Here is a 20,437-nt window from a genome sequence, read left to right as displayed (position 1 = left end):
ATAACTCGGATTCTCGATGCGACGCCTTGGAAGTCCGTCTGATTGTCCACAACTTCAGAAATCAGCTCCAATCCTGCCATCTTCCCAAAGAATACCTGATCACAATGAAGCCCAGATGCTGATCATTTGCGCCAAACTCACGCCAAGCCCGGCTGGCATACATTTATTCGTGAGCGGGACCGAGGGCGTTCCAAGGTTCCGCGTAACGAGTGAGTGAGTTCGGTGCCGGGTTTGCCGCAAGGCAGCCCGGCGCCACCTGGTAAGGGCGGTGACAGGTTTTTTTGTTAACGAGTGTCGCCCTGTTTTGAGTGCTGCCTGTCCGGTGCAACAAACCGCCCAAGAAGGCCCGCGTCGTCCCGTCGCGGGCCTTCATTCATTTTGCGCACGTCAAGGACAAGCAGGCCCGTGACATGCGGGAAAGGCTTCTGTATGAAAGGGGCGCCGCTGCCATTCAGAGCCTGACACGGATGCCCGATCAGACAAAACCTCGCGCGCTTACCACGGATCCGTTCGACGACGACAAACTCCGCGAGGAATGTGGAATCTTTGGCGTTATCGGAGTTGCGGATGCTGCTAATTTCGTAGCCCTTGGCCTTCATGCCTTGCAACATCGTGGGCAGGAAGCCGGTGGCATCGTAACCTATGAACCCTCCCAGGGTTTCAACAGCGCCCGTCGCTTTGGCCTCGTTCGCGACAACTTCACGAAGCCGGACGTCATCAATTCGCTTCCCGGACCGCTAGGGATTGGCCACGTCCGGTATTCCACCGCCGGATCGAAGGGCAACACCCAGATTCGCGATGTCCAACCCTTCTTCGGCGAATTTTCAATGGGCGGCGCCGCGATTGCACACAACGGCAATATAACCAACGCTGACGCCTTGAGGCGCGAGTTGATCGAGCGCGGTTCGATCTTCCAATCCTCATCGGACAGCGAATGCATCATTCACCTGATGGCCCGTAGTCTTCAGAAGACGGTCCCGGAACGCATGAAAGATGCGCTCCGCCGGGTCGAGGGGGCTTTCTCGGTCGTGGCGATGACGCGCACCAAACTGATCGGCGTACGTGACCCTCTTGGTGTGCGCCCTCTGGTTCTAGGACGGGTCGGCGACGAGGGCTGGGCCCTTTCTTCCGAGACCTGTGCGCTGGACATCATCGGCGCTGATTTCGTGCGCGAGATCGAGCCGGGCGAAATGGTGGTTATCGAGAACGATCAGATCACCAGTCACCGACCGTTCGAACAAAAGAAATCACGCTTTTGCATTTTCGAACATGTCTACTTCTCGCGGCCCGATTCCACCCTTGGCGGCAGGTCAGTCTATGAAACCCGGTCGGCCATTGGCGAAGAACTGGCCAAGGAGTCGCCCGTGGAGGCTGACCTCGTGTGTCCCGTCCCAGACAGTGGTACACCCGCGGCCATAGGCTATAGCCGTCAGTCCGGTATTCCCTACGCAATGGGGATCGTCCGCAACCAGTACATGGGCCGCACTTTCATCGAGCCGACCGAACAAATCCGCAATATGGGTGTCCGTCTGAAGCTCAACGTGAACAGAGCGCTGATCAAGGACAAGCGGGTGATCCTTGTCGATGACTCGGTCGTGCGAGGCACGACCAGCCGCAAGATTAAGGAGATGATCCTGGATGCGGGCGCCGCCGAGGTCCATTTCCGCATAGCATCGCCGCCTACAGCGTGGCCCTGCTTTTACGGCGTAGACACTCCACAGCGCGAGAAGCTTCTGGCTGCCACAATGAGTGAAGAAGAGATGCGGCAGCACCTTGGTGTCGACAGCCTCAAGTTTATTTCACTCGACGGCCTGTATCGGGCAGTTGGCGAGGCAACTGGACGTGATCCTAAGGCGCCTGCCTACTGCGACGCCTGTTTCTCTGGTGAATACCCAGTTGCCCCTTCAGACCAGATCGAAAAAGGCTTCACGCTCAAGGCCGCCGAGTAGGTAGTTCCCGAAAGGCCCAATCACCTGAAGTGGACTTTGGCGCGCTGCTTTCCAGCGGATAGCTGCGGGCGCGGCGAATGCCCGGTTGACCCGACGCGGCCTTCCGTTCATTCAATCGAAAACACCGGAGCAGCCATGGCCACCCCAGCGCCGTTTGCACGCTATGAGTTCCTGATCGCCTGGCGGTATCTACGCGCGAAGCGTGCCGAAGGCGGCGTGAGCGTTATGACTTGGATTTCGCTCATCGGCATCACACTTGCGGTCGCAGCCCTAATCATAACGTTGGCAGTGAGATCCGGCTTCCGGGACGAGTTCGTATCGACAATTCTGGGCGCAAACGCGCATGTCACCGTGTACTCTCAAGCCTACCAGGACGAAAACGGCCGCATTACCAACGTCATCCCCGACTATGAGGACTGGGCCGCACGTCTCCGAATGGTTGACGACGTGGAACGCGTCGCACCTCTGGTCAAGGGTCAGGTCATGGCCGTCTTCCGGGATGAAAATACCGGAATGGAAGTCTTTGGAATCGCACCGGAACATCTGGCGGAGATCCCACGCATCTCGGACCCGGAGACTGCGTTCGGTTCGCTGGATGATTTCCCAAACGGCGTCGCCATTGGCCGAGAAGCCGCGCGTGCGCTCGGTGTGACAGTCGGCGATGTCGTTCGATTCATCAATCCAAACGGCGTCAAGGGCCCCTTCGGCACAAGCCCTAGGGTCAACGAATACACCGTCGCCTACATCTTTAACTCTGGCCGTTATGACATAGATCGCGCCCGGGCCTACCTGCCCTTCGCTGAAGCCCAAGCCTATTTCAATCGAGACGGAGTGGCAGATGAGATCGACGTCAGCGTGGCGGAACCGGAAGCCATCGACAGAATGGCCCAGTCGCTTCGCGCCGCCGCCGGCGAACGTTCTCTTCTTTGGACATGGAAGGACAGTGCCGGTGGCTTTCTGCGTGCGCTCGAAGTCGAAGACACTGTCATGTTCGTGCTGATGAGCGTTCTGGTCCTGATTGCCTCGATGAATATCATCTCCGGTCTCGTAATGCTTGTGAAGAACAAGGGCCGAGACATTGGCATCCTTCGCACCATGGGACTGACGCAGGGAGCGATCATGCGGGTCTTTTTCCTTACTGGTGCACTGGTAGGGACTTTGGGAACGATCTTCGGCGTCATCCTCGGCTGCCTGTTCGCAATCTATTTCGATCAGATCCTTGCCATCGTGAACGGTGCCTCCGGTGGCGGCGTTTGGGACGGCGCGGTGCGCGGCATCTACAGGCTTCCCGCTAAACTGGAACTCAATGATGTGTTGGCCGCGGTGTCGCTATCTCTGGTCCTGTCTTGGGGAATTACCCTCATCCCGGCGCGTCGCGCCGCGCGGATGAACCCGGTGGAGGCGCTGCGGTATGAGTAATGCGTTGAAGCTGGACGCGGTCTCCAAGACGTACAACAGGGGAAAGCCCAACGCCCTCAAAGTTCTGGATGGCGCGTCTCTGACGCTTGAAGCGGGCGAAGTGGTCGCCCTCGTGGCCCCTTCCGGCGCTGGCAAATCGACGCTCCTCCACATCGCAGGACTACTCGACAGTTGCGACGGCGGCCAGGTTTCTATCGGTGGTACGGACATGACCGGGCTTTCAGATGCACGGCGAACAGCTGCGCGTCGCGAAGAAATAGGCTTCATATACCAGTTCCATCATCTCCTGCCCGAGTTCTCTGCGATCGAGAATGTGGTTCTGCCGCAACTGGCTAACGCCGTCCCCGAACATGCCGCCCGAGAGCACGCGATGCAGCTTCTTGCGCGCGTAGGCGTCGACCACCGGGCCAACAATCGACCTGCGCAGCTATCGGGCGGCGAGCAGCAGCGTGTAGCATTCTGCAGGGCCATGGCAAACAAACCTCGCGTTCTTCTGGCGGATGAGCCGACCGGCAACCTCGATCCGGCCACGTCAGACAAGGTATTCGAGGCACTCATGGAACTTGTTCGTGAGACAGGGCTTTCCGCCCTCATCGCAACCCACAACCTCGAACTCGCCGCCCGAATGGACCGGATAGTGAGGCTGGAAAACGGACAGCTTGCCTGACACCCTGGCCGAGACAACGCAACGTGGCGCCATTGCTTCGGTGCAAGTAATTCCGGAAAGGCACCTTGTTCGATCTCGGTTTGCTTTGGATCAAGGCAGTTTCACTGGCGTCGGGCAGCATAAAGAAAAAGGAGCTTCGCCCATGAAACGAACCGCGTATTGGCTGACCCTTGTTCTCTTTGCGACCGCCGCCAATGCCGATGATCCGGAACGCGGTAAGAGCCTGTTCGCTGATCACTGCGCGACCTGCCACGGAACGAATGCCATGGGCAATGGTCCGATGGCCCCAGTCATGGCAGTCCGACCTTCGGACCTGACGAAACTTTCCGCCGGCAACGGAGGGACATTTCCGTTGGACCGTGTCGTCCGGCGTATAGACGGCACGACCGAAGTCCTGGCACACGGCGGACCAATGCCGCTTTTCGGCTTGCTCCTGCAGGGGCCGTCCGTAGCGATCCTCGCACCAGACGGAAGCGAACTGATCGCTCCCGAGGCCATTGTGGATATTGCGACATGGCTTCAATCCATCCAGGGAGGCTCTTGAGATGCGTATACCTGCCCTGGTTTTTTGCTTCGTTGCCACATCAGCATTCGCGGCTGAACCCGATGCAGCCGAGGGCAAGCTGCTGTTCATGGATTTCTGCGCCGCTTGCCATGGAGAGACAGCCAAGGGTGACGGCTTGATGTCAAAGGCTCTCACGATCCCGCCGAGCGACCTGACACAACTCAGCCTGATGAACAATGGCGTCTTCCCCACCTTCCGCGTTGTCCGACAGATCGACGGGCGCGATCCGATGCTGGCCCACGGAGGTGATATGCCGTTGTTCGGAGAGATTTTCGACTTCCCGGATTCTGCGATTGCCGCCGAGACCGGACAGCCGATTATCACTGCACAGTCGATCGTGGATATTGTGACGTGGCTACAGACTATCCAATCGGATAGTTGACCCTACGTCGGGGCGAAAAGTGCTTTGGGATATTTGTTACAAAATGTATTTTACGACAAAAGGGAGTGGCGCGTTCGCGCGTCCAACTTGAGCCGGGTCTGCGAGGGCCCGGTTTTTTCTTTACGGTCACGTCGTTCCGTAAGGTCGCAGTGCACCGAACACGCCATAACGAATGCGCGGAGTGAGCGCGATAACAATGATTCCGATCGAGAACAGGCACCAGATTGCCGGCATCTCACTGGAATTCGTGGTCAACATGCGAGCTGTGACGGGCCCGACGAGAAAATGAAACAACGCCAGCCGCCAGGCGCCATAGGATAACGGCAGGATAAAAACCGCGAAGAAATAGCTGGGAAAGGTGATCAGCGGGACATGCAGGACCGTATTGAACAAACCGTTCAGCGGCAGATGCCAGCCGATATGCCAGTCGCCTTTGAAAAGACAGGCCTCCGGACCGCAAAGGGGGGAGCCGGGGCGGCAGGGGCCGAGGGTTTCGAGGGGGATGACCTGGAGGATGAGTATGGCGGAGCAGAGGGTTGCGACGAGGTAGATATTCCTTCTTGAACGGGGGCTTATCACGCGGGGGGCAATCGCCATGGCGAAGGCGTTGATCAGGATCGGCTGGATCGCGATATGCAGGTACGACGCCCATGTGAGCGAGCGGTTCACGGGTGAACTGCATTGATCGGCAACCCCGTAACCGACCGCCTGAAAACCTTCTATTAGCGTGAAAAAACCGAGGGTTACCCATATCGCCCGAGGTTCTCCCCGGACATATGTCACGCCCGTCGCGGCACCGCCGATAGCGACCATGGCGACGGAAGCCGAGGTGCTCCAGCACATGACGGGTCCCCTTCCCTTTCGGGTCAGCCTGCGCAGCAGATACATGCCGGTCAAGGAATATTTTCCCGAAACACCCGGTCGGCAAAGCGTCGGCAAAGCGTCGGCAAAACGTATGGCAAGCGTATGGCACCCCGCGTGGCGCAGATCCATTTGGCCCTGGAATGTGCTATGAGACCTGAATGGAAGCGGGGGAGATCGATATGACGAACATTATCGCCGAGCGCATGGCGGCCGAGATCGAGGGCGACTTCGTCGTCTTCCTGATCGGGATGCGGGTGAACAAGTGGCACAAGTTCGGGAAGTGGATGCCGGTGGCCAAGGCCATGGGCGTGATGCTGAAGGAGCTCTACGCCAAACCCTCGGAAGAGACCGGGTTCCTGGGCCATCAGGAACTGTCCAAGTTCAACATGGCGCAGTACTGGAAAAGTTTCGAGCATCTTGAAGCCTATGCGCGCTCGAAGGATGAGGCGCACTGGCCCGCCTGGATCGAATTCAACCGCGCCATGAAGGGCGCGCGCGAGGACGTGGGCATCTGGCACGAGACCTACAAGGTCCATGCCGGGGAATACGAGGCGATCTATTCCGGCATGCCGAAGATGGGGCTGGGCAAGGTCTCGTCACTGGTGCCCGCCACCGGCAACCGCGAGGCCGCGCGGCAGCGGATGAAATTCGCGGCCGAGTAATCGCCGGGGGGCACGCCGCGCGGGGGAACCGACGCGGCGTGGCGGCTGGGCGGGGTTACTTGACCTTTTTGCCTGCGATGTTGGGCTGGGCCTTGCCGAGGTTGGAATTCGCCGTGGCCAGAACCTTTGGCTTTTCCTTCTTCGGCTTCTTGGCTTCCTTGTTGCCGCGATTCTTTTCTTTCGACATGTGGGTTCTCCTGAACGGGGCCGTTTGGCCCGGAATGCTTCAGAAGATCAGGGTTGCCCGGACAGTCCGGGGCGATGATCCCTTAGGGCAGCAGGCGAATGCCTGCGGGGAGAGATCTGTGCCTGTTTGGGGGAACGCGCAAGTGGGTGTGGCGGGAATTTTTGGGGGCGTAGGCCTGGGTTTACCCCGGCACCGCGCGGCCCGGCGCGGCGCGGTGGAAGTGGCGGGGTAAACCCCGCCCTACGGGGTGGGCGGCGGACCGGGCGCGCCCGAGCCTGGGAGCGCGCTTTTGGGGCGTTTGTGCGGGTGTGCTTTATGGCGTCACAGCCCCTCCGGCGGCTGCGGTCGTGGCTGCCGTTGCAATGCGCGCTCCCGAGGGGAGGGGTGAGCGGCGTCCTGGAAATCGTCCAGTGGACGATTTCAGCCGCGAACGCGCGAAGCGCCGGACGGGCGCGCCCGGGCGGGTCGCCCGGGCTTGGTGTGGTTGGGGCGAGGCATCGGTTTGAAACCAATCCTATACTTGCTTGCTGGCTATTACGTTCCCATCGCGGCCCATCTGCTCGTTTCGCAGTATTGGAAATAAAAACAAATCAGACCCTCGAAGGGCTCACTTTCCAAGTGATACTCAGTCAGAATGCCATCGCCGGAATAAAACCAGAAGACATCGCGCTCTTTCGCCACCAACAATACTCCCGTAGAAAAGACTCGCGCTACGCGTAGATTTTCATCCTCTAGAAGTTCCACGCCATCCACCAGCAAGGGAAACTTCTCTATGTTTCCTTGCCTCAATTCAAAGGCGACGTGAGCGCCTTGCCCGGCAAAAACCAATGCCGCAACTATAAACAAACCGCCAACTAGTGTGTGGCCTTGAAGTCCTGAAAGAACCGGAAAAACAGTAATTCTAAGGATCACGAAAGCCGTCAGCAATAAAAATGAAGTGTATCCAAAGCTGCTCACTATACCAAAAAACAAAAAAGCACATGCAGCAAACACGCATGTTAAGCCTGCCAAATATATGGCGGCCTTGTACCCAAAACCCAAAGTCCGTTCATAGACTGAGTCTTCATTTCTGTCTTCCGGAACTCCCAGCCAAAACCCGAAAATAAGTAGAGGAATAGCCGGCAAGACTAGAAACGCACTCGATTCAAGTATGTCTGCAATGCCCAGCACCTGCCCGATAGACACATCCAGCTGATAAAAGAATGAGACTTCATACGATAGGGCAAAAACGAACCCGATTACGGGAAGCAGTGGAAGGTATGAAATTAGTCTTTGGAGTGAAGTCTCTAGGCTCTCCATTCAAACATCCAACTCCTCCACGAACCGCGCGTTCTCCTGAATATACTGGAAGCGCAATTCCGGCTTTTTGCCCATCAGCCGCTCCACGAGGTCGCCGGTCTCGCCCGGTTCGTCCTCGTCGATGGTCACACGGATCAATTTCCGCGTCTCGGGGTTCATCGTGGTCTCTTTCAAATCCTTGGCGTCCATCTCGCCCAGGCCCTTGAAGCGCTGGACGTCGATCTTGCCCTTGCCGCCCAAGCCCTTGGCCAGTGCGGCCTCTTTCGCGGCGTCGTCGGCGACGTAAAGCCGGTGCGCGCCCTGGGTCAGGCGGTAGAGCGGCGGGCAGGCCAGGTAGAGGTGGCCGCCGTCGATCAAAGGCCGCATCTGGGTGAAGAAGAAGGTCATCAGCAGCGAGGCGATATGCGCCCCGTCGACATCGGCGTCCGTCATGATGATGACCTTTTCGTAGCGAAGGTCATCGAGCTTGAAACGCGTGCCCATGCCGACGCCGAGGGCCTCGCAGAGATCGCTGATCTCCTGGTTCTGGCCCAGCTTCGATGACGCCGCGCCGAGCACGTTCAGGATCTTGCCCTTCAGAGGCAGAAGCGCCTGCGTCTCGCGGTTGCGCGCGCCTTTGGCCGAGCCTCCCGCCGAATCGCCCTCGACGAGGAAGATCTCGGTGCCTTCCCGCGATTTGGCGGAACAGTCGGTCAGCTTGCCCGGCAGGCGCAGCTTCTTGGTGGCGGTTTTCCGGGCGGTTTCCTTTTCCTCGCGCCGGCGCAGGCGCTCGTCGGCCCGGAGCACGAGGAAATCGAGGATCGCGCCCGCCGATTTCGTGTCCGCCGCCAGCCAGTTGTCGAAATGGTCGCGCACCGCGTTCTCGACCATCCGTGCCGCGGCCTCGGTCGAGAGCCTGTCCTTGGTCTGGCCCACGAATTGCGGATCGCGGATGAAGACCGAGACGAGCGCGCAGCCGCCCGTCAGCAGGTCTTCGCGCGTGATCAGCTTGGCCTTGCGGTTGTTCACCCGCTCGCCATAGTCGCGGATGCCCTTCAGGATCGCGGCCCAGAAGCCGGATTCGTGGGTGCCGCCCTCGGGTGTGGGTACGGTGTTGCAGTAGGACTGGATGAACCCGTCGCGGGATGGCGTCCAGTTGATCGCCCATTCGACCTTGCCGGGTTCGCCGAACTTTTCCTGGAAGTCGACGAGGCCCGCGAAGGGGCGTTCGGCATAGGTGGTGGCGCCGTTCAGCGTCTCGACCAGGTAATCCGAGAGGCCGCCGGGGAAGTGGAACGAGGCTTCAAGGGGCGTCTCTCCGTCGTCGATGCGCGATTTCCAGCGGATTTCGACGCCCGAGAAGAGATAGGCCTTGGAGCGCGCCATCTTGAAGAGGCGGGCGGGTTTCATCTTGAGCGAGCCGAAGATCTCTCCATCGGCATGGAAGGTGACGGAAGTGCCGCGCCGGTTCGGGGCTGGCCCCACCTTTTCCACCGGCCCCTGCGGGATGCCGCGCGAGAACTCCTGCGCGTAAAGCTCCTTGTTCCGCGCCACCTCGACCCGGACATGATCGGAGAGCGCGTTCACCACGCTGACGCCGACGCCGTGAAGGCCGCCCGAGGTCTGGTAGGCCTTGCCCGAGAATTTGCCGCCCGCGTGGAGCGTGCAGAGGATCACCTCGAGTGCCGACTTGTCGGGAAACTTGGGATGCGGATCGACGGGGATGCCGCGCCCGTTGTCGCGGATGGTGACGGAATGGTCTTCGTGCAACTCGATCTCGATCCGGTTGGCGTGGCCTGCCACCGCTTCGTCCATCGAGTTGTCGAGGACCTCGGCGACCAGGTGGTGAAGCGCGCGCTCGTCGGTGCCACCGATATACATGCCGGGGCGTTTGCGAACGGGTTCCAGGCCTTCGAGCACTTCGATCGAGGTTGCGTCGTAGGTGTCTGCGCCCGCCGGGGTCAGAAGATCATTGGCCATGGGTGTCTGCTCTTGTTCTGGCTTTCGGACATTAGACCAGCAGGGGGCGGAATGGGCAATGGTTTAGACATGCGAACGCCCCGCCAACGCGCCATCCGGGGGCGGAAACCGGCCAGCTGCCTTCGTGAAGGCAAAACTCGAACCCCGGACCATTGAGGCAAGTCAATGACAGGGCAACAGCGGCAAACCAGAGTGAAGCAGTGCTTCCCCACTTCGGGCATCGCGTCCCCTCAGGATACACCGTCCAACACCGAAACCACATATGTTTGACCGAGACTTGATCGAAAGACTGGTAGGCAGAGCGGTTCTCGCTCCCTCGAGCCACAATACCCAACCGTGGATATTTGAACTTGGAGATTCGGAACTTCGGCTGATTGCCGATCGGACGCGGGCGCTCCCGGTGAACGATCCGGACGACCGGGAACTTGTCATCAGTTGCGGATGCGCCTTGCTGAACCTTCGGGCGGCGGCGGCAAAAGAGGGGCTTGGAGCCAATGTATCCCTACTCCCCGATGAAGAGGACGAAGACGTCCTTGCCGAAGTGAGCTTGTCCGGCCCTGCAGATCAGGAACTTGCAGGGCTGGCAGAGGCGATTTCGGAACGGCGCACCTACCGCAAGCGTTTCCTGCCAAAGACCATACCCGACGATGTGGTGACTGCGCTTCTTGCTGCCGCCGATGTGGAGGGCGCACGACTTGTTCCCCTGATCAGCGAGGACACGCGCAAAGCCGCGGCACGTCTCGTGGCCGAAGGCGATGCGATCCAATGGTCGAACCCGAGTTGGCGGCGTGAGCTTGCACAATGGATGCATCCCAGACGGAAGGGCGACGGTCTTTCGTTACCCTGGCTTGCCGTACCTGCCGCACAGATCGTGGTGCGTAGTTTCGACATGGGCGGAGGTATCGGCGCGAAAGACAGTGATCTGGCAGAGAACTCTCCGCTGCTTGCCGTATTGACCATCCCGGCGGATGACGTTGCCAATCGGCTCGCGGCAGGTCAGGCGCTGGAACGGGTGCTGTTGACAGCCGCGGCGTTCGGCCTTCAGGCATCCTACCTTAACCAACCGGTGCAGACACCGGACCTGAGACAACGGCTTGCCAGCCTGTGCGCGGGAAATAGCGTTCCTCAGATACTCATGCGCCTTGGTTATCCTGGCGACAGTTTGCCGGCAGCAGTTCGACGCCCGTTGGAAGAGGTCATCAAGCCCCGATCGGGCTAGAGCGTACGCGGACCCTCTCTCCGGGACGATCTGTTGGGCGCTGCCAGCGCCTGACCCCGGACATGGACCGGACACACCGGCTGTCTGGCCTCCTGCGCGAAGTACGCAAAGGATCAATCACAGCGCCGACTGGTCGGGGAAACGGCCGCCGACCCAACGGGGCTCCTGCTCTGGAATTCATTGCCGGCGCCGAAGTCTCCTTCCCGCGCCAAAGAGCACAAGCGCATCGGCTGGCCGATACTCTCGCACATACCGAAACCAATTGTTCACCTATTTGAGATGGCTTTGAAGGCGCCGTCCTGATAGCACCCGAATGTTAATTGGTAAGGTGGGTAACATGAAGAAATCCATATGTATTTTGGCGCTGGCTGCCTTTGCGGCACCTGCATCAGCCGCAACAATCTCCGTTTCATCCTTTGACAAGAGTGCTTACGAAGCCGTCGTCGACACGTTCGGCAGCGTGGTAACCGAGGATTTTGAATCCTTCAGTGAAGGCAACGTGGCCGATGGGTTTTCCACTTCGGTTGGAAGCTTCTCGACACTTGGGGGCACAGGATCGGGCGGCACAGTGACCGGAGCAGGCTTCGCCAATGATGGCTCCTTGCTGGCCGTCCGGGACGGCAATGTCTATGGAAGGGTCAGCACGACGGCCGCATTGACCGGAGACCGCGCCGACGACAAGTTTCTGGACAGCAACGACACCTATGGCATCCGTTGGGACATTTCACTTGGCGGGTCGATGTTTGACCGTATCGTCTTTTCGTTGGCTGATGCCACGGATGTGGGCGCCCGCATGGTTCTTGATCTCGGCGGCACGATGACGGTCCTGAGCGGTCTGGCGAATGGAGCGCAGAAGCTTGTCGAGATTGACCTGGGTGGCGCCTTCAGCAGCGCGACGCTGTTCTTCACGAACTACAAATCAGACCTCCAGACGCTGCGCCTGAACGATGGTTTCTCCATCGATGACATCAGCGTCAGCGAAGTGCCTCTGCCCGCAAGCAGCCTTCTGTTGATGGCAGGTCTCGGCGGTTTCGCCGCCATGCGCCGGCGCAAACAAACGGCCTGAGGCCTTTGCCACCTCCTCCGCCGGGAGGAGATCGCAACATCAACTGTCGCTACGCCTGCGGTTTTGCTCAGGCGTAGCCGACGCCCTGAACCCTGACATAGATCGAATACAGCGACTGGCTGGCGGTCATGAACAGCCGTGTCCGGTGCTGGCCGCCGAAGACCACGTTGGCGCAGCGCTCCGGCAGGTGAATGTGACCCAGCACCGTGCCCTCCGGGTCGAACACGCGTACACCGTTCAACCCCTCGCCCACGCCCCAGCCGCACCAGAGGTTGCCGAGCGTATCGAGCCGGAAACCGTCGGGCGCGCCCTTGTCACCCGCCTCGATCAGCCGACGGCCATTTGCAACGCCCTGCCCGTCCGGCGTCACGTCGTAGACGTGAATGCCGCGCGGAACACCGGATTGTACGACGTAGAGCCTTGATTCATCAGGTGAAAATGCCAGACCATTGGGAAGTGGAATGTCGGTGATGACAGCCGCGATCTCGCCCGACGGATCGACACGGTAAACGCTTGTCGGAAGCTCGGGTTCGGCCTTGTAGCCCTCGTAGTAATCGCGAATTCCAAAGAAAGGATCGGTGAACCAGATCGATCCGTCCGACTTCACCACGACATCGTTCGGAGAGTTCAGCCGCTTGCCGTCATAGCTGTCGGCTATGACGGTGATGCTTCCGTCCAGTTCGGTCCGGGTCACCCGGCGCGGTCCGTGCTCGCAGGAGACCAGTCGCCCCTGGCGGTCACGAGTGTTGCCATTGGTGAAGGGGCCACGGCGAAAAACCGAGACCGCGCCGGTCTCCTCTTCCCATTTGAGCATTCGGCTGTTCGGGATATCGCTGAAGAGAAGGCATCGCTGATCGCCGAACCATACCGGTCCCTCACCCCAGCGCAGACCGGTATAGAGCCGCTCGACGGCCGCATGCGTAACGACCAGGTCGGCGAAACGCTCATCGATGATCTCGACCCGGGGGTCAGGATAGCTTTCGGTCTGTTCCCACATCTCTTTCTTCCTCCCAGATGGCCCGTCCCTATCGGCGTTTGCCGAATACCCGGTCAAGAAACGCGCCCGCCCGCCCCTGCGCCGCATCCACACCTTCGTCAATATCTTCAAGGACCGGGTCGATGCGGGCGCGGCGGAAATTCAGCCAAAGACGCCATATCGTCGCCAGAATAGCCACAAGGATGACCAGGAACACGATGTTGAACCAGGGGATAAGCCGGACATCCGGGCTGGCGACCGGTTTCAGTGACGTCGCGTTGGGGAAGATCGAGATCAGCGTGCTTCGCCAGCCATAGTGCCGGACTGCGACCCATTGTGGACTGGCCTCGGTCGATTCAAGGTTCTTCGCCTGGGTCTGCAGATCGGCCGTATCGAACTTGAAATACGGCGGCCAGCCCCAGCCCGTGTCCTCGTTCCGGAAGACCAGCGGGCTTCCATCTGGCCGGATCGTCTCGATGAAAAAGACGTCCCTGTTGATCGCCGACACCGAATCTCCCGCACCGGAATTCTGCCAGAAGACGGAGTTCATTCCGAAATCGACCCGCCGCACTTCGGTGTTCACGATCCGCACGATATCGCGGTCCGGCAGGTTGTAGTGCAGGAACCCGCCCACGATCAGCAAGAGAAGGATCCTGATGGTCCACTTGAGATAAGTCATGACGTGCCCCTTTCCCCTTCGAGATAGGACGCCCGCGCCCCTTCCCGCAAGGGGTTCCCTGAAACCGTTTTTGCGTGCAAGATGCCTTTTTAATTGCTTGAAGCCATTCTCGCCGAATTGATTGCGCCCGGCGAGCGGCACGATTGGGGGAAAAGATGGCTGGCGCGCGCGTGCCCGTGCTTCTGACAGTACTTTCGGGATCCTTCCAAAGTCAGCCCCTGGCCTTTGTCGCCCTGAAGGACGCGGCCGATGATTTCGGCCTGGACTTCGATCTTGCGGATGTCGATGTCATTCGGGAAGCGGCCGATGTCAGGCTGGCCCATTATTTCCGGCCTCAGATCGTGGCGAGGATCCAAGCGATGCAGGCTGGCGACGATACGGCCGTTATTCTGCGTCCCTCGGCTCTTACGGCCAATCCCCGGTTTCCGCCCGAACATTCCCCCTTGCGCCTGCTCGGAAAATTCGCGGGAAGCCTGATCGAACCATCCGAGCTTCGGCTTTGAGGCCGGGACCGGCTAACCTGATCACGGATGTCGCGGGCCTGAGCGTTGGCCAGGCGACGGACCTGCGTCGGAAGTCGGGGGTGACCGTCGTCGTCGGTGACGGGCCGATGGTCACAGGCGTTCACGTGATGGGCGGCGCGCCCGGCACGCGGGAAACAGACCTGCTGCGTCCGGATGCGATGGTGCCCGCTGTCGATGCTCTTGTACTATCCGGCGGCTCGGCCTTCGGGCTCGCGGCCGCGGACGGCGTCATGGAGGGACTGGCCGGAGACGGTCGCGGGTTCGAAGCCGCCGGTCACCGGGTGCCGATCGTGCCGGCGGCGATCCTCTTCGACCTGGCGAATGGCGGCGACAAGGACTGGGCGCAGAACCCGTATCCGGAATTGGGACTGCAGGCCTACAGGGCGCGCCGGAGCGAAATCGAGCTTGGCAGCCACGGTGCCGGAACGGGAGCAACGGTCGCCGGACTGAAAGGCGGCATCGGCAGCGCGTCGGCGGTGCTTGCCTCGGGCGTGACCGTGGGCGCCCTCGTTGCGGTGAACGCGCTTGGGCAGGTCACCGTCGGCGACGGACCCCATTTCTGGGCGGCGCCCTTCGAGCAAGACGACGAGTTCGGCGGCCTTGGCCCAGCGCCCGATCCAGCCCCTTCGCCACGGACAAAGCTGTTCAGCGCCGCCAACACGACCATCGCCGTCGTCGCGACAGACGCGCGACTGACCAAGGCCGAGGCGACACGCCTTGCAACGGCGGCGCATGACGGCATGGCGCGGGCCATCGTACCGGCGCACACGCCCATGGATGGCGATCTTGTCTTTGCCGCTTCGACCGGTCAGCACGACATGAACGATACGGATCGCCTTCTCCTGGGCCACGCCGCCGCCACGTGCCTGGCCCGTGCGATCGGGCGGGCCGTGTTTCATGCCCTTCCCGCCCCGGAAGACCGTGTGCCGACATGGCGGCAGACCTTCGGCTGATCTTCCTCTTGGCCGAAAATACTTTCAGGGGACCCGGGGGATGAAATCCCCCGGCGGGTCGCCTGCCGCAGGCAGGCGAAACCTCAACTCAGAATCGCGTTGACGAGGGGACTGCCCGCCTCGCGCAACTCGTCGATCACGTCGAAATGGTGCCGTCCGGGCGCGATCCGGTGCTCCGCCCCCCAGGCCTCGGCCAGCCAGCGCGCCTGATCCAGAAAGACCGGGCGCTCGTCTGCACCCACCCAGACCGTCACGGGAACATCCGGCGCGGGATGAAGTACCGGGCTTTCCGCCTCGGCTTCCGCCTCGTCCAGCTGCAATCCTTCGTTCATGGAAGTGTCCAGAAGCGGGCGCAGATCCCCGACCGGCGAAATGGGAACCGCGCGCTCGAGACGCGCACGCGTCCCTGACTCCAGCACGACATCCTGGCAGAGCATCCGCGACATAAGATGACCGCCCGCCGAATGTCCCGTGAGGCGCATCGGTCCCGGCACGAGCGCCGCCGCGACCTCGACGGCGCGCGCGATCTCCCGCGTGATGTCCGAGATCCGCGCCTCGGGCGCCAGCGTGTAGGACGGCATCGCAACCGCCCAGCCCCGGTGAGTCAGACCTTCGGAAAAATGCGACCAGAAATGCCGGTGAAATCGCAGCCAATATCCACCATGCACGAAGACGACGAGGCCCTCGGCACGTCCGGCCGGATGAAACACGTCCATTTTCTGGCGCTCTGCGGGACCGTAAGCATGATTCAGCCGCGCACGCCCAACCGCCGCCTCACGTTCGCGCCAGGCGCGTGCTTCTTCCTCCCAGCGTTCGGGATAGGCCGGGCCGCCTGGAATGAAATCCACGTTGTTGTAGGCAATATCGTTCTTCATCCCTGTCCTCTGGCAGTACGCGGATCTATAGCTACGAAAAACCACGATCCGAGGCTGATGGCCAGAGAAAGGACCCAACCCATGCTCGATACGAAAACCGACCTCCGCTCCCTTCTGAAAGACCCGGACCTTCTGGCAACACAAGCCTATCTGGCCGGCGAATGGACGGATGGCGCAGGCGGCGGAACTTTCGAGGTGACCAACCCGGCCCGCGGCGACGTGATCGCCCACGTGGCCGACCTCGACCGCGCGCAGGTGGCCACGGCCATCGACGTTGCCTATTCCGCCCAGAAAGAATGGGCGGCGCGCACGGCCAAGGAGCGCGCGAACATCCTTCGGAAATGGTTCGACCTGATGATGGCGAACGCGGACGACCTTGCCACCATCCTTACGGCCGAACAGGGCAAGCCTCTTGCAGAGGCGAAAGGCGAAATCGCCTATGGCGCCTCTTTCGTCGAATGGTTTGCCGAGGAGGCCAAGCGCATCTATGGCGAGACCATTCCGGGACATCAGGCGGACAAGCGCCTGACGGTGATCAAGCAGCCGATCGGTGTCGCCGCCGCGATCACGCCATGGAATTTCCCGAACGCGATGATTGCACGCAAGGCCGCGCCGGCGCTGGCGGCCGGATGCGCCTTCCTTGTCCGGCCTGCATCGCAGACGCCGCTCTCGGCCCTGGCGCTTGGCGTACTGGCCGACCGCGCCGGCATACCGAAAGGCGTCTTTTCCGTATTGCCCTCGGAGGCCGCCTCGGAAATCGGCAAGGAATTCTGCGAGAACCACATGGTGCGCAAGCTCTCGTTCACGGGGTCGACCGAGGTCGGCCGCATCCTGCTTCGCCAGGCAGCGGACCAGGTGATGAAATGCTCGATGGAACTTGGCGGGAACGCGCCCTTCATCGTCTTCGACGATGCGGATCTCGACGCTGCCGTAGAGGGCGCGATCCTCTGCAAGTTCCGCAACAACGGCCAGACCTGCGTCTGCGCAAACCGGATCTACGTGCAGGACGGGGTCTATGACGCCTTTGCCGAGAAGCTTGGAAAAAGGCTGGCGCAGATGAAGGTCGGCGACGGACTGGAGGGCGCGGATCTCGGTCCGCTGATCGAACCCGCCGCGGTCGCCAAGGTGCGCGAGCATCTGGAAGACGCAAAGGCCAAGGGCGGCACCGTGGCCTATGGTGGCGCGGAACATGCCTTGGGCGGCCTGTTCTTCGAACCGACGATCGTGACCGGCGTGACGCAGGATATGAAGGTGTCGAAGGAAGAAACCTTCGGCCCCCTGGCGCCCCTGTTCAGGTTCAGGGACGAGGACGAAGTCATTGAAATGGCAAACGATACGATCTTCGGGCTGGCGTCCTACTTCTATGCACGGGACCTGTCCCGCGTCTACAAGGTCGCCGAGGCGCTGGAATACGGAATGGTCGGCGTGAACACCGGGATCATCTCGACCGAAGTGGCGCCGTTCGGTGGCGTCAAGCAGTCGGGTCTCGGCCGAGAAGGATCGCGGCACGGGATCGAGGACTACCTTGAGATGAAATACATCTGCATGAGCGTCTGACGGTCTTGCGGTCGAAGGACCGGGGGCGCCGCCCCCGGACCCCCGCCGTATTTCGCCCAGGAAGAATGGGAAATCTCAGTCGAGCAGTTTGTGATCAGTCCCGGTCCCACCGGGGCTTTTCCTTGCGCTGAAGCGCCGCGAGACCCTCGCGCGCGTCATCGCAGGCACAGGCGTCGATCATCTTGTCGATGGCCAGGATATAGGCGTCGTCGATCGGCATTTCCGCCTGAGCGTAGAAGGCCGCCTTGCCTTGCCGGATGCCCTCGGGGCCGCGGCGGGCGATGTTCCGGGCCAGCGCCTCGGTCTCGGCGCGCAGGAGATCGTCGGGCACCACGCGGTTCACCAGACCGAAGCGATAGGCATCCCCGGCGCTGAACAGGTCGCCGGTCAGGGCCATCTCCATCGCGTGCTTGCGGTGGATGTTTCGACCGATCCCGATGAGCGGGGTGGTGCAGAAACCGCCGAAGTTGACGCCGGGCGTGCAGAACCGCGCGCTTTCTGCGGCCACCGCCATATCGCAGGCCGAGACGAGTTGCGCGCCACCGGCCGTCGCGATCCCCTGGACGGAGGCGATCACCGGCTTGTCCAGCCGCATGATCGTCAGCATGAGATCGCGGCACACTTCGAGGACTTCGCGCTGCGCCGCGCGGGCCGCGGCCTCGCCGCCGCCCGGCTCCATCTCGAAAATATCGTGGCCCGCCGAAAATATCCGTCCCTCGGCAGCGATGACGATGACCCGGACCGCGCTGTCGGCTTCGGCCACCTTGAGCGCGCGGGTCAACTCCTGCATCGTGGCGCGCGAGAGTGCATTTCCACGGTCAGGCCGCGCCAGCGTCAGCCAGAGGACTGCACCGGAGATCTCGCTTCTGACAGCCATGGTGTCTTCGGGCCGCGCGGCCCTGACGGGTTCGGTCATGCGTTTGCTCCTTTGGACGGTGCCATTCTGCACCGAAGTGCCGGGAAGAGCCAGTTCAGAGCGGGAGACGGATTGGGAAGCGGCGGCGGATCTGCTGATCCTGGAGCGGGTCGAGCGCGGCACGGCTGGGTTCGGACAGGATCGCCTCTTTCCGCGCGCGGGCTTTCAGCACGAGGTCGGGCTTGCCTTTCTCGGCCCATTCCTTGGGGCTGGTCCGGTCGCCGAAGCGCGGATAGACGTAATCGGTTTCCATACGCGCCAGGGTATCCCCGACGCCGAGATAGTGACCGGGACCCCCAAGGCAGACCTGACGCATCGCCTCGAGAGCGAGGGTCTCATCGTTGACCTCGATGCCTTTCACGCAGCGCATGGCCTGACCGATGATGTCATCACCCAGAATCAGGCTTTCATGGCAGAAGCCGAGAAGAGATGCGTGCATGCCGGCGGCCTCGTAGACCATGTTCAGGCCCGAAAGCCCGGCCATGACGTTTGAGCACATCTGCTCCCAGCCCGCCTGCATGTCGGGGAGCTTGGAATCAGAGGCGCCAGCGGCGGCGCCGCCTGGCAGATCGTAGAAGCGGTGCATCTGGGCACAGCCGGAGGTCAGAAGCGCCTGCTCTCCCGAACCGATCGACATGGCTCCGGTGCGCAGGTCGACGACGAAGGGCCAGGTCCCGAAGATGGCGGGGTGACCCTCAGAGAGGGCGTTCACGTAGACGACGCCGGCCAGGCATTCGGCGACCGACTGTGCGATGGCGCCAGCGAGCGTCGCCGGCGCGGTCGCGCCCGCCATACCGGCCGACAGCAGCAGGACAGGCATGCCGCCCCGGATGCAGGCTTCCATCACCTCGCAGGATTCCGTCGCGAACTTCATCGGCGGCACGACGAAGCAATTGGAGTTCGACACGAAGGGCCGTGCCCGGAAAGCCTCTTCGCCGCCCGAGATCGCGTAGGCGAGAGCGAGGCATTCGGGCACGTTGGCCGCTTCGGTGAACGAGGTTCCGATGTGTTTGCTCGTACCCGTCGCACAGGCGTAGAGCGTGTTGATATCCAACTCGAAATTGTCCGGCAGATCGCGGGCGACCATCGGGCGCTGCAGGAAGTGGACGTTGTCCAGCTTTTCGACGATCCGGGCCGCGTCGTGGATGTCCTGAAGGGTGGATTCCGCGTAATCCTGCGTTACCGCATCGACGAGGTGAACCGCCGCTCCGGCCGTTCCGTAGTGCACCCGATGCCCGGTAAGGTGCATGTCATGCGCCGGATCGCGGCCATGAAGCGTGATCCCGCGGGCCGCCTTTGCCAGCATGTCCTCCACCAGCGCCGGCGGGAAACGGATACGGCCATCCTCGCCAAGGATCGCGCCGGCTCCGGTAAGTATCTCGATCCCGGATTTCGGAGCATCGGCCAGACCGATCTCTTCCAGCGCGCGAAGCGCGGTCCGGTGGATTGCCTGCTGGTCGGCGGGAGAGAGCGGGCCAAAGCTGCCGCCGGAAAGTCCGGGCCGGATCGGCCTCAAATCCTGGGCAAGCGGTGCGGCGCGAAGGGCCTGGCGGGCGGCGCGGCCACCCTGACGGCGGGTATTCTGGGTCATTTATGGGATCCTTGAGTTGAAACTGGAATTATCTTCGTTCAACCCAACGGACCACCTCGCGCTGCTCGCCCGCGATCCGCCCCGATCGTTCGATCCACGATATCGATGCGCCACTGATCTCCGGACAC

General features: G+C 61.4%; 20 protein-coding genes. 11 read left to right on the top strand and 9 right to left on the bottom strand.

The window, feature by feature from the left end; all coding sequences use genetic code 11:
- Positions 1-467: 467 nt before the first annotated feature.
- The 5 genes from purF (at position 468) to ACKLNI_RS20610 (ending at position 4,982) form a co-directional block, all read left to right on the top strand.
- Positions 468-1,949 carry an amidophosphoribosyltransferase gene (gene purF, locus ACKLNI_RS20630; RefSeq protein ID WP_413720995.1) on the top strand — a complete coding sequence of 494 codons (1,482 nt, stop codon included), beginning with the start codon at positions 468-470 and terminating at the stop codon, positions 1,947-1,949.
- A gap of 135 nt (positions 1,950-2,084) precedes the next feature.
- Entirely contained in the window at positions 2,085-3,368 is a 1,284-nt protein-coding gene (locus tag ACKLNI_RS20625) for an ABC transporter permease (RefSeq protein ID WP_413720994.1), read from the top strand.
- Positions 3,361-4,035 carry an ABC transporter ATP-binding protein gene (locus tag ACKLNI_RS20620; protein ID WP_413720993.1) on the top strand — a complete coding sequence of 225 codons (675 nt, stop codon included), beginning with the start codon at positions 3,361-3,363 and terminating at the stop codon, positions 4,033-4,035. The genes ACKLNI_RS20625 and ACKLNI_RS20620 overlap by 8 nt, the downstream gene beginning before the upstream one ends.
- A gap of 142 nt (positions 4,036-4,177) precedes the next feature.
- Positions 4,178-4,579 carry a c-type cytochrome gene (locus tag ACKLNI_RS20615; protein WP_413720992.1) on the top strand — a complete coding sequence of 134 codons (402 nt, stop codon included), beginning with the start codon at positions 4,178-4,180 and terminating at the stop codon, positions 4,577-4,579.
- 1 nt (position 4,580) lies between these two features.
- Positions 4,581-4,982: a c-type cytochrome gene (locus tag ACKLNI_RS20610; protein ID WP_413720991.1), complete on the top strand. Its 402-nt coding sequence runs from the start codon at positions 4,581-4,583 to the stop codon at positions 4,980-4,982.
- A gap of 126 nt (positions 4,983-5,108) precedes the next feature.
- On the opposite strand, the gene ACKLNI_RS20605 is transcribed toward ACKLNI_RS20610, so the two are convergent.
- Positions 5,109-5,825 (bottom strand): DUF5765 domain-containing protein, encoded by a 717-nt coding sequence (locus ACKLNI_RS20605; protein WP_413720990.1) that lies wholly within the window; start codon positions 5,823-5,825, stop codon positions 5,109-5,111.
- 200 nt (positions 5,826-6,025) lie between these two features.
- Here ACKLNI_RS20605 and ACKLNI_RS20600 point away from each other — a divergent pair, with 200 nt between their 5' ends.
- Positions 6,026-6,508, top strand: coding sequence for a DUF4188 domain-containing protein (locus ACKLNI_RS20600; protein ID WP_413720989.1), 483 nt, complete (start codon positions 6,026-6,028; stop codon positions 6,506-6,508).
- 55 nt (positions 6,509-6,563) lie between these two features.
- Here the strand turns inward: ACKLNI_RS20600 and ACKLNI_RS20595 are convergent, their stop codons facing one another.
- The 3 genes from ACKLNI_RS20595 to parE all read right to left on the bottom strand — a co-directional run bounded on the left by ACKLNI_RS20595 (position 6,564) and on the right by parE (position 9,953).
- Positions 6,564-6,695: a hypothetical protein gene (locus ACKLNI_RS20595; RefSeq protein ID WP_413720988.1), complete on the bottom strand. Its 132-nt coding sequence runs from the start codon at positions 6,693-6,695 to the stop codon at positions 6,564-6,566.
- Positions 6,696-7,229: 534 nt separating this feature from the next.
- Positions 7,230-7,994: a hypothetical protein gene (locus ACKLNI_RS20590; protein WP_413720987.1), complete on the bottom strand. Its 765-nt coding sequence runs from the start codon at positions 7,992-7,994 to the stop codon at positions 7,230-7,232.
- Positions 7,995-9,953 (bottom strand): DNA topoisomerase IV subunit B, encoded by a 1,959-nt coding sequence (gene parE, locus ACKLNI_RS20585; protein ID WP_413720986.1) that lies wholly within the window; start codon positions 9,951-9,953, stop codon positions 7,995-7,997.
- A 277-nt stretch (positions 9,954-10,230) separates the two neighbouring features.
- Between parE and ACKLNI_RS20580 the strand changes: the two genes are divergently transcribed.
- On the top strand, positions 10,231-11,172 hold the full coding sequence (locus ACKLNI_RS20580; protein WP_413720985.1) for an Acg family FMN-binding oxidoreductase: 942 nt from the start codon (positions 10,231-10,233) through the stop codon (positions 11,170-11,172).
- Positions 11,173-11,509: 337 nt separating this feature from the next.
- Entirely contained in the window at positions 11,510-12,238 is a 729-nt protein-coding gene (locus ACKLNI_RS20575) for a VPLPA-CTERM sorting domain-containing protein (protein ID WP_413720984.1), read from the top strand.
- A gap of 67 nt (positions 12,239-12,305) precedes the next feature.
- On the opposite strand, the gene ACKLNI_RS20570 is transcribed toward ACKLNI_RS20575, so the two are convergent.
- Both ACKLNI_RS20570 and ACKLNI_RS20565 read right to left on the bottom strand, forming a co-directional pair.
- Positions 12,306-13,235, bottom strand: coding sequence for an SMP-30/gluconolactonase/LRE family protein (locus ACKLNI_RS20570; RefSeq protein WP_413720983.1), 930 nt, complete (start codon positions 13,233-13,235; stop codon positions 12,306-12,308).
- Between the two features lie 28 nt (positions 13,236-13,263).
- The gene (locus tag ACKLNI_RS20565) at positions 13,264-13,893 is read right to left on the bottom strand and encodes a DUF1523 family protein (RefSeq protein WP_413720982.1); all 630 of its coding nucleotides are present in this window, start codon (positions 13,891-13,893) and stop codon (positions 13,264-13,266) included.
- A gap of 155 nt (positions 13,894-14,048) precedes the next feature.
- Here ACKLNI_RS20565 and ACKLNI_RS20560 point away from each other — a divergent pair, with 155 nt between their 5' ends.
- Together ACKLNI_RS20560 and ACKLNI_RS20555 are read left to right on the top strand one after the other, a co-directional pair.
- A complete protein-coding gene (locus ACKLNI_RS20560; protein WP_413720981.1) occupies positions 14,049-14,396 on the top strand; it encodes a hypothetical protein in 348 nt (115 codons plus the stop codon).
- Positions 14,393-15,370, top strand: coding sequence for a P1 family peptidase (locus tag ACKLNI_RS20555; RefSeq protein ID WP_413720980.1), 978 nt, complete (start codon positions 14,393-14,395; stop codon positions 15,368-15,370). Before ACKLNI_RS20560 ends, ACKLNI_RS20555 begins: the two co-directional genes overlap by 4 nt.
- An 83-nt stretch (positions 15,371-15,453) precedes the next feature.
- Here ACKLNI_RS20555 and ACKLNI_RS20550 read toward each other — a convergent pair whose 3' ends face one another.
- On the bottom strand, positions 15,454-16,245 hold the full coding sequence (locus tag ACKLNI_RS20550) for an alpha/beta hydrolase (protein ID WP_413720979.1): 792 nt from the start codon (positions 16,243-16,245) through the stop codon (positions 15,454-15,456).
- A gap of 81 nt (positions 16,246-16,326) precedes the next feature.
- Here ACKLNI_RS20550 and ACKLNI_RS20545 point away from each other — a divergent pair, with 81 nt between their 5' ends.
- Positions 16,327-17,802: an NAD-dependent succinate-semialdehyde dehydrogenase gene (locus ACKLNI_RS20545; protein WP_413720978.1), complete on the top strand. Its 1,476-nt coding sequence runs from the start codon at positions 16,327-16,329 to the stop codon at positions 17,800-17,802.
- Positions 17,803-17,896: 94 nt separating this feature from the next.
- On the opposite strand, the gene ACKLNI_RS20540 is transcribed toward ACKLNI_RS20545, so the two are convergent.
- Positions 17,897-18,718 carry an enoyl-CoA hydratase-related protein gene (locus tag ACKLNI_RS20540; RefSeq protein ID WP_413720977.1) on the bottom strand — a complete coding sequence of 274 codons (822 nt, stop codon included), beginning with the start codon at positions 18,716-18,718 and terminating at the stop codon, positions 17,897-17,899.
- A gap of 55 nt (positions 18,719-18,773) precedes the next feature.
- Positions 18,774-20,309, bottom strand: a complete 1,536-nt coding sequence (locus tag ACKLNI_RS20535) for a trimethylamine methyltransferase family protein (RefSeq protein ID WP_413720976.1) — start codon at positions 20,307-20,309, stop codon at positions 18,774-18,776.
- Between the last annotated feature and the right edge of the window lie 128 nt (positions 20,310-20,437).

Source organism: Silicimonas lutimaris (assembly GCF_047314965.1).
In the GTDB taxonomy this organism is placed as follows: Bacteria; Pseudomonadota; Alphaproteobacteria; order Rhodobacterales; family Rhodobacteraceae; genus JAVJUV01.
The sequence above is the reverse complement of the archived record's forward strand: the minus strand, read 5'-3'. Positions and strand labels throughout refer to the sequence as shown.

What these genes read in the sequence shown, in the direction of transcription:
- purF (WP_413720995.1), top strand. Translation starts at nt 468, where the DNA reads ATGCCCGATCAGACAAAACCTCGCGCGCTTACCACGGATCCGTTCGAC.
- ACKLNI_RS20625 (WP_413720994.1), top strand. Translation starts at nt 2,085, where the DNA reads ATGGCCACCCCAGCGCCGTTTGCACGCTATGAGTTCCTGATCGCCTGG.
- ACKLNI_RS20620 (WP_413720993.1), top strand. Translation starts at nt 3,361, where the DNA reads ATGAGTAATGCGTTGAAGCTGGACGCGGTCTCCAAGACGTACAACAGG.
- ACKLNI_RS20615 (WP_413720992.1), top strand. Translation starts at nt 4,178, where the DNA reads ATGAAACGAACCGCGTATTGGCTGACCCTTGTTCTCTTTGCGACCGCC.
- ACKLNI_RS20610 (WP_413720991.1), top strand. Translation starts at nt 4,581, where the DNA reads ATGCGTATACCTGCCCTGGTTTTTTGCTTCGTTGCCACATCAGCATTC.
- ACKLNI_RS20605 (WP_413720990.1), bottom strand. Translation starts at nt 5,825, where the DNA reads ATGTGCTGGAGCACCTCGGCTTCCGTCGCCATGGTCGCTATCGGCGGT.
- ACKLNI_RS20600 (WP_413720989.1), top strand. Translation starts at nt 6,026, where the DNA reads ATGACGAACATTATCGCCGAGCGCATGGCGGCCGAGATCGAGGGCGAC.
- ACKLNI_RS20595 (WP_413720988.1), bottom strand. Translation starts at nt 6,695, where the DNA reads ATGTCGAAAGAAAAGAATCGCGGCAACAAGGAAGCCAAGAAGCCGAAG.
- ACKLNI_RS20590 (WP_413720987.1), bottom strand. Translation starts at nt 7,994, where the DNA reads ATGGAGAGCCTAGAGACTTCACTCCAAAGACTAATTTCATACCTTCCA.
- parE (WP_413720986.1), bottom strand. Translation starts at nt 9,953, where the DNA reads ATGGCCAATGATCTTCTGACCCCGGCGGGCGCAGACACCTACGACGCA.
- ACKLNI_RS20575 (WP_413720984.1), top strand. Translation starts at nt 11,510, where the DNA reads ATGAAGAAATCCATATGTATTTTGGCGCTGGCTGCCTTTGCGGCACCT.
- ACKLNI_RS20570 (WP_413720983.1), bottom strand. Translation starts at nt 13,235, where the DNA reads ATGTGGGAACAGACCGAAAGCTATCCTGACCCCCGGGTCGAGATCATC.
- ACKLNI_RS20565 (WP_413720982.1), bottom strand. Translation starts at nt 13,893, where the DNA reads ATGACTTATCTCAAGTGGACCATCAGGATCCTTCTCTTGCTGATCGTG.
- ACKLNI_RS20560 (WP_413720981.1), top strand. Translation starts at nt 14,049, where the DNA reads ATGGCTGGCGCGCGCGTGCCCGTGCTTCTGACAGTACTTTCGGGATCC.
- ACKLNI_RS20550 (WP_413720979.1), bottom strand. Translation starts at nt 16,245, where the DNA reads ATGAAGAACGATATTGCCTACAACAACGTGGATTTCATTCCAGGCGGC.
- ACKLNI_RS20545 (WP_413720978.1), top strand. Translation starts at nt 16,327, where the DNA reads ATGCTCGATACGAAAACCGACCTCCGCTCCCTTCTGAAAGACCCGGAC.
- ACKLNI_RS20540 (WP_413720977.1), bottom strand. Translation starts at nt 18,718, where the DNA reads ATGACCGAACCCGTCAGGGCCGCGCGGCCCGAAGACACCATGGCTGTC.
- ACKLNI_RS20535 (WP_413720976.1), bottom strand. Translation starts at nt 20,309, where the DNA reads ATGACCCAGAATACCCGCCGTCAGGGTGGCCGCGCCGCCCGCCAGGCC.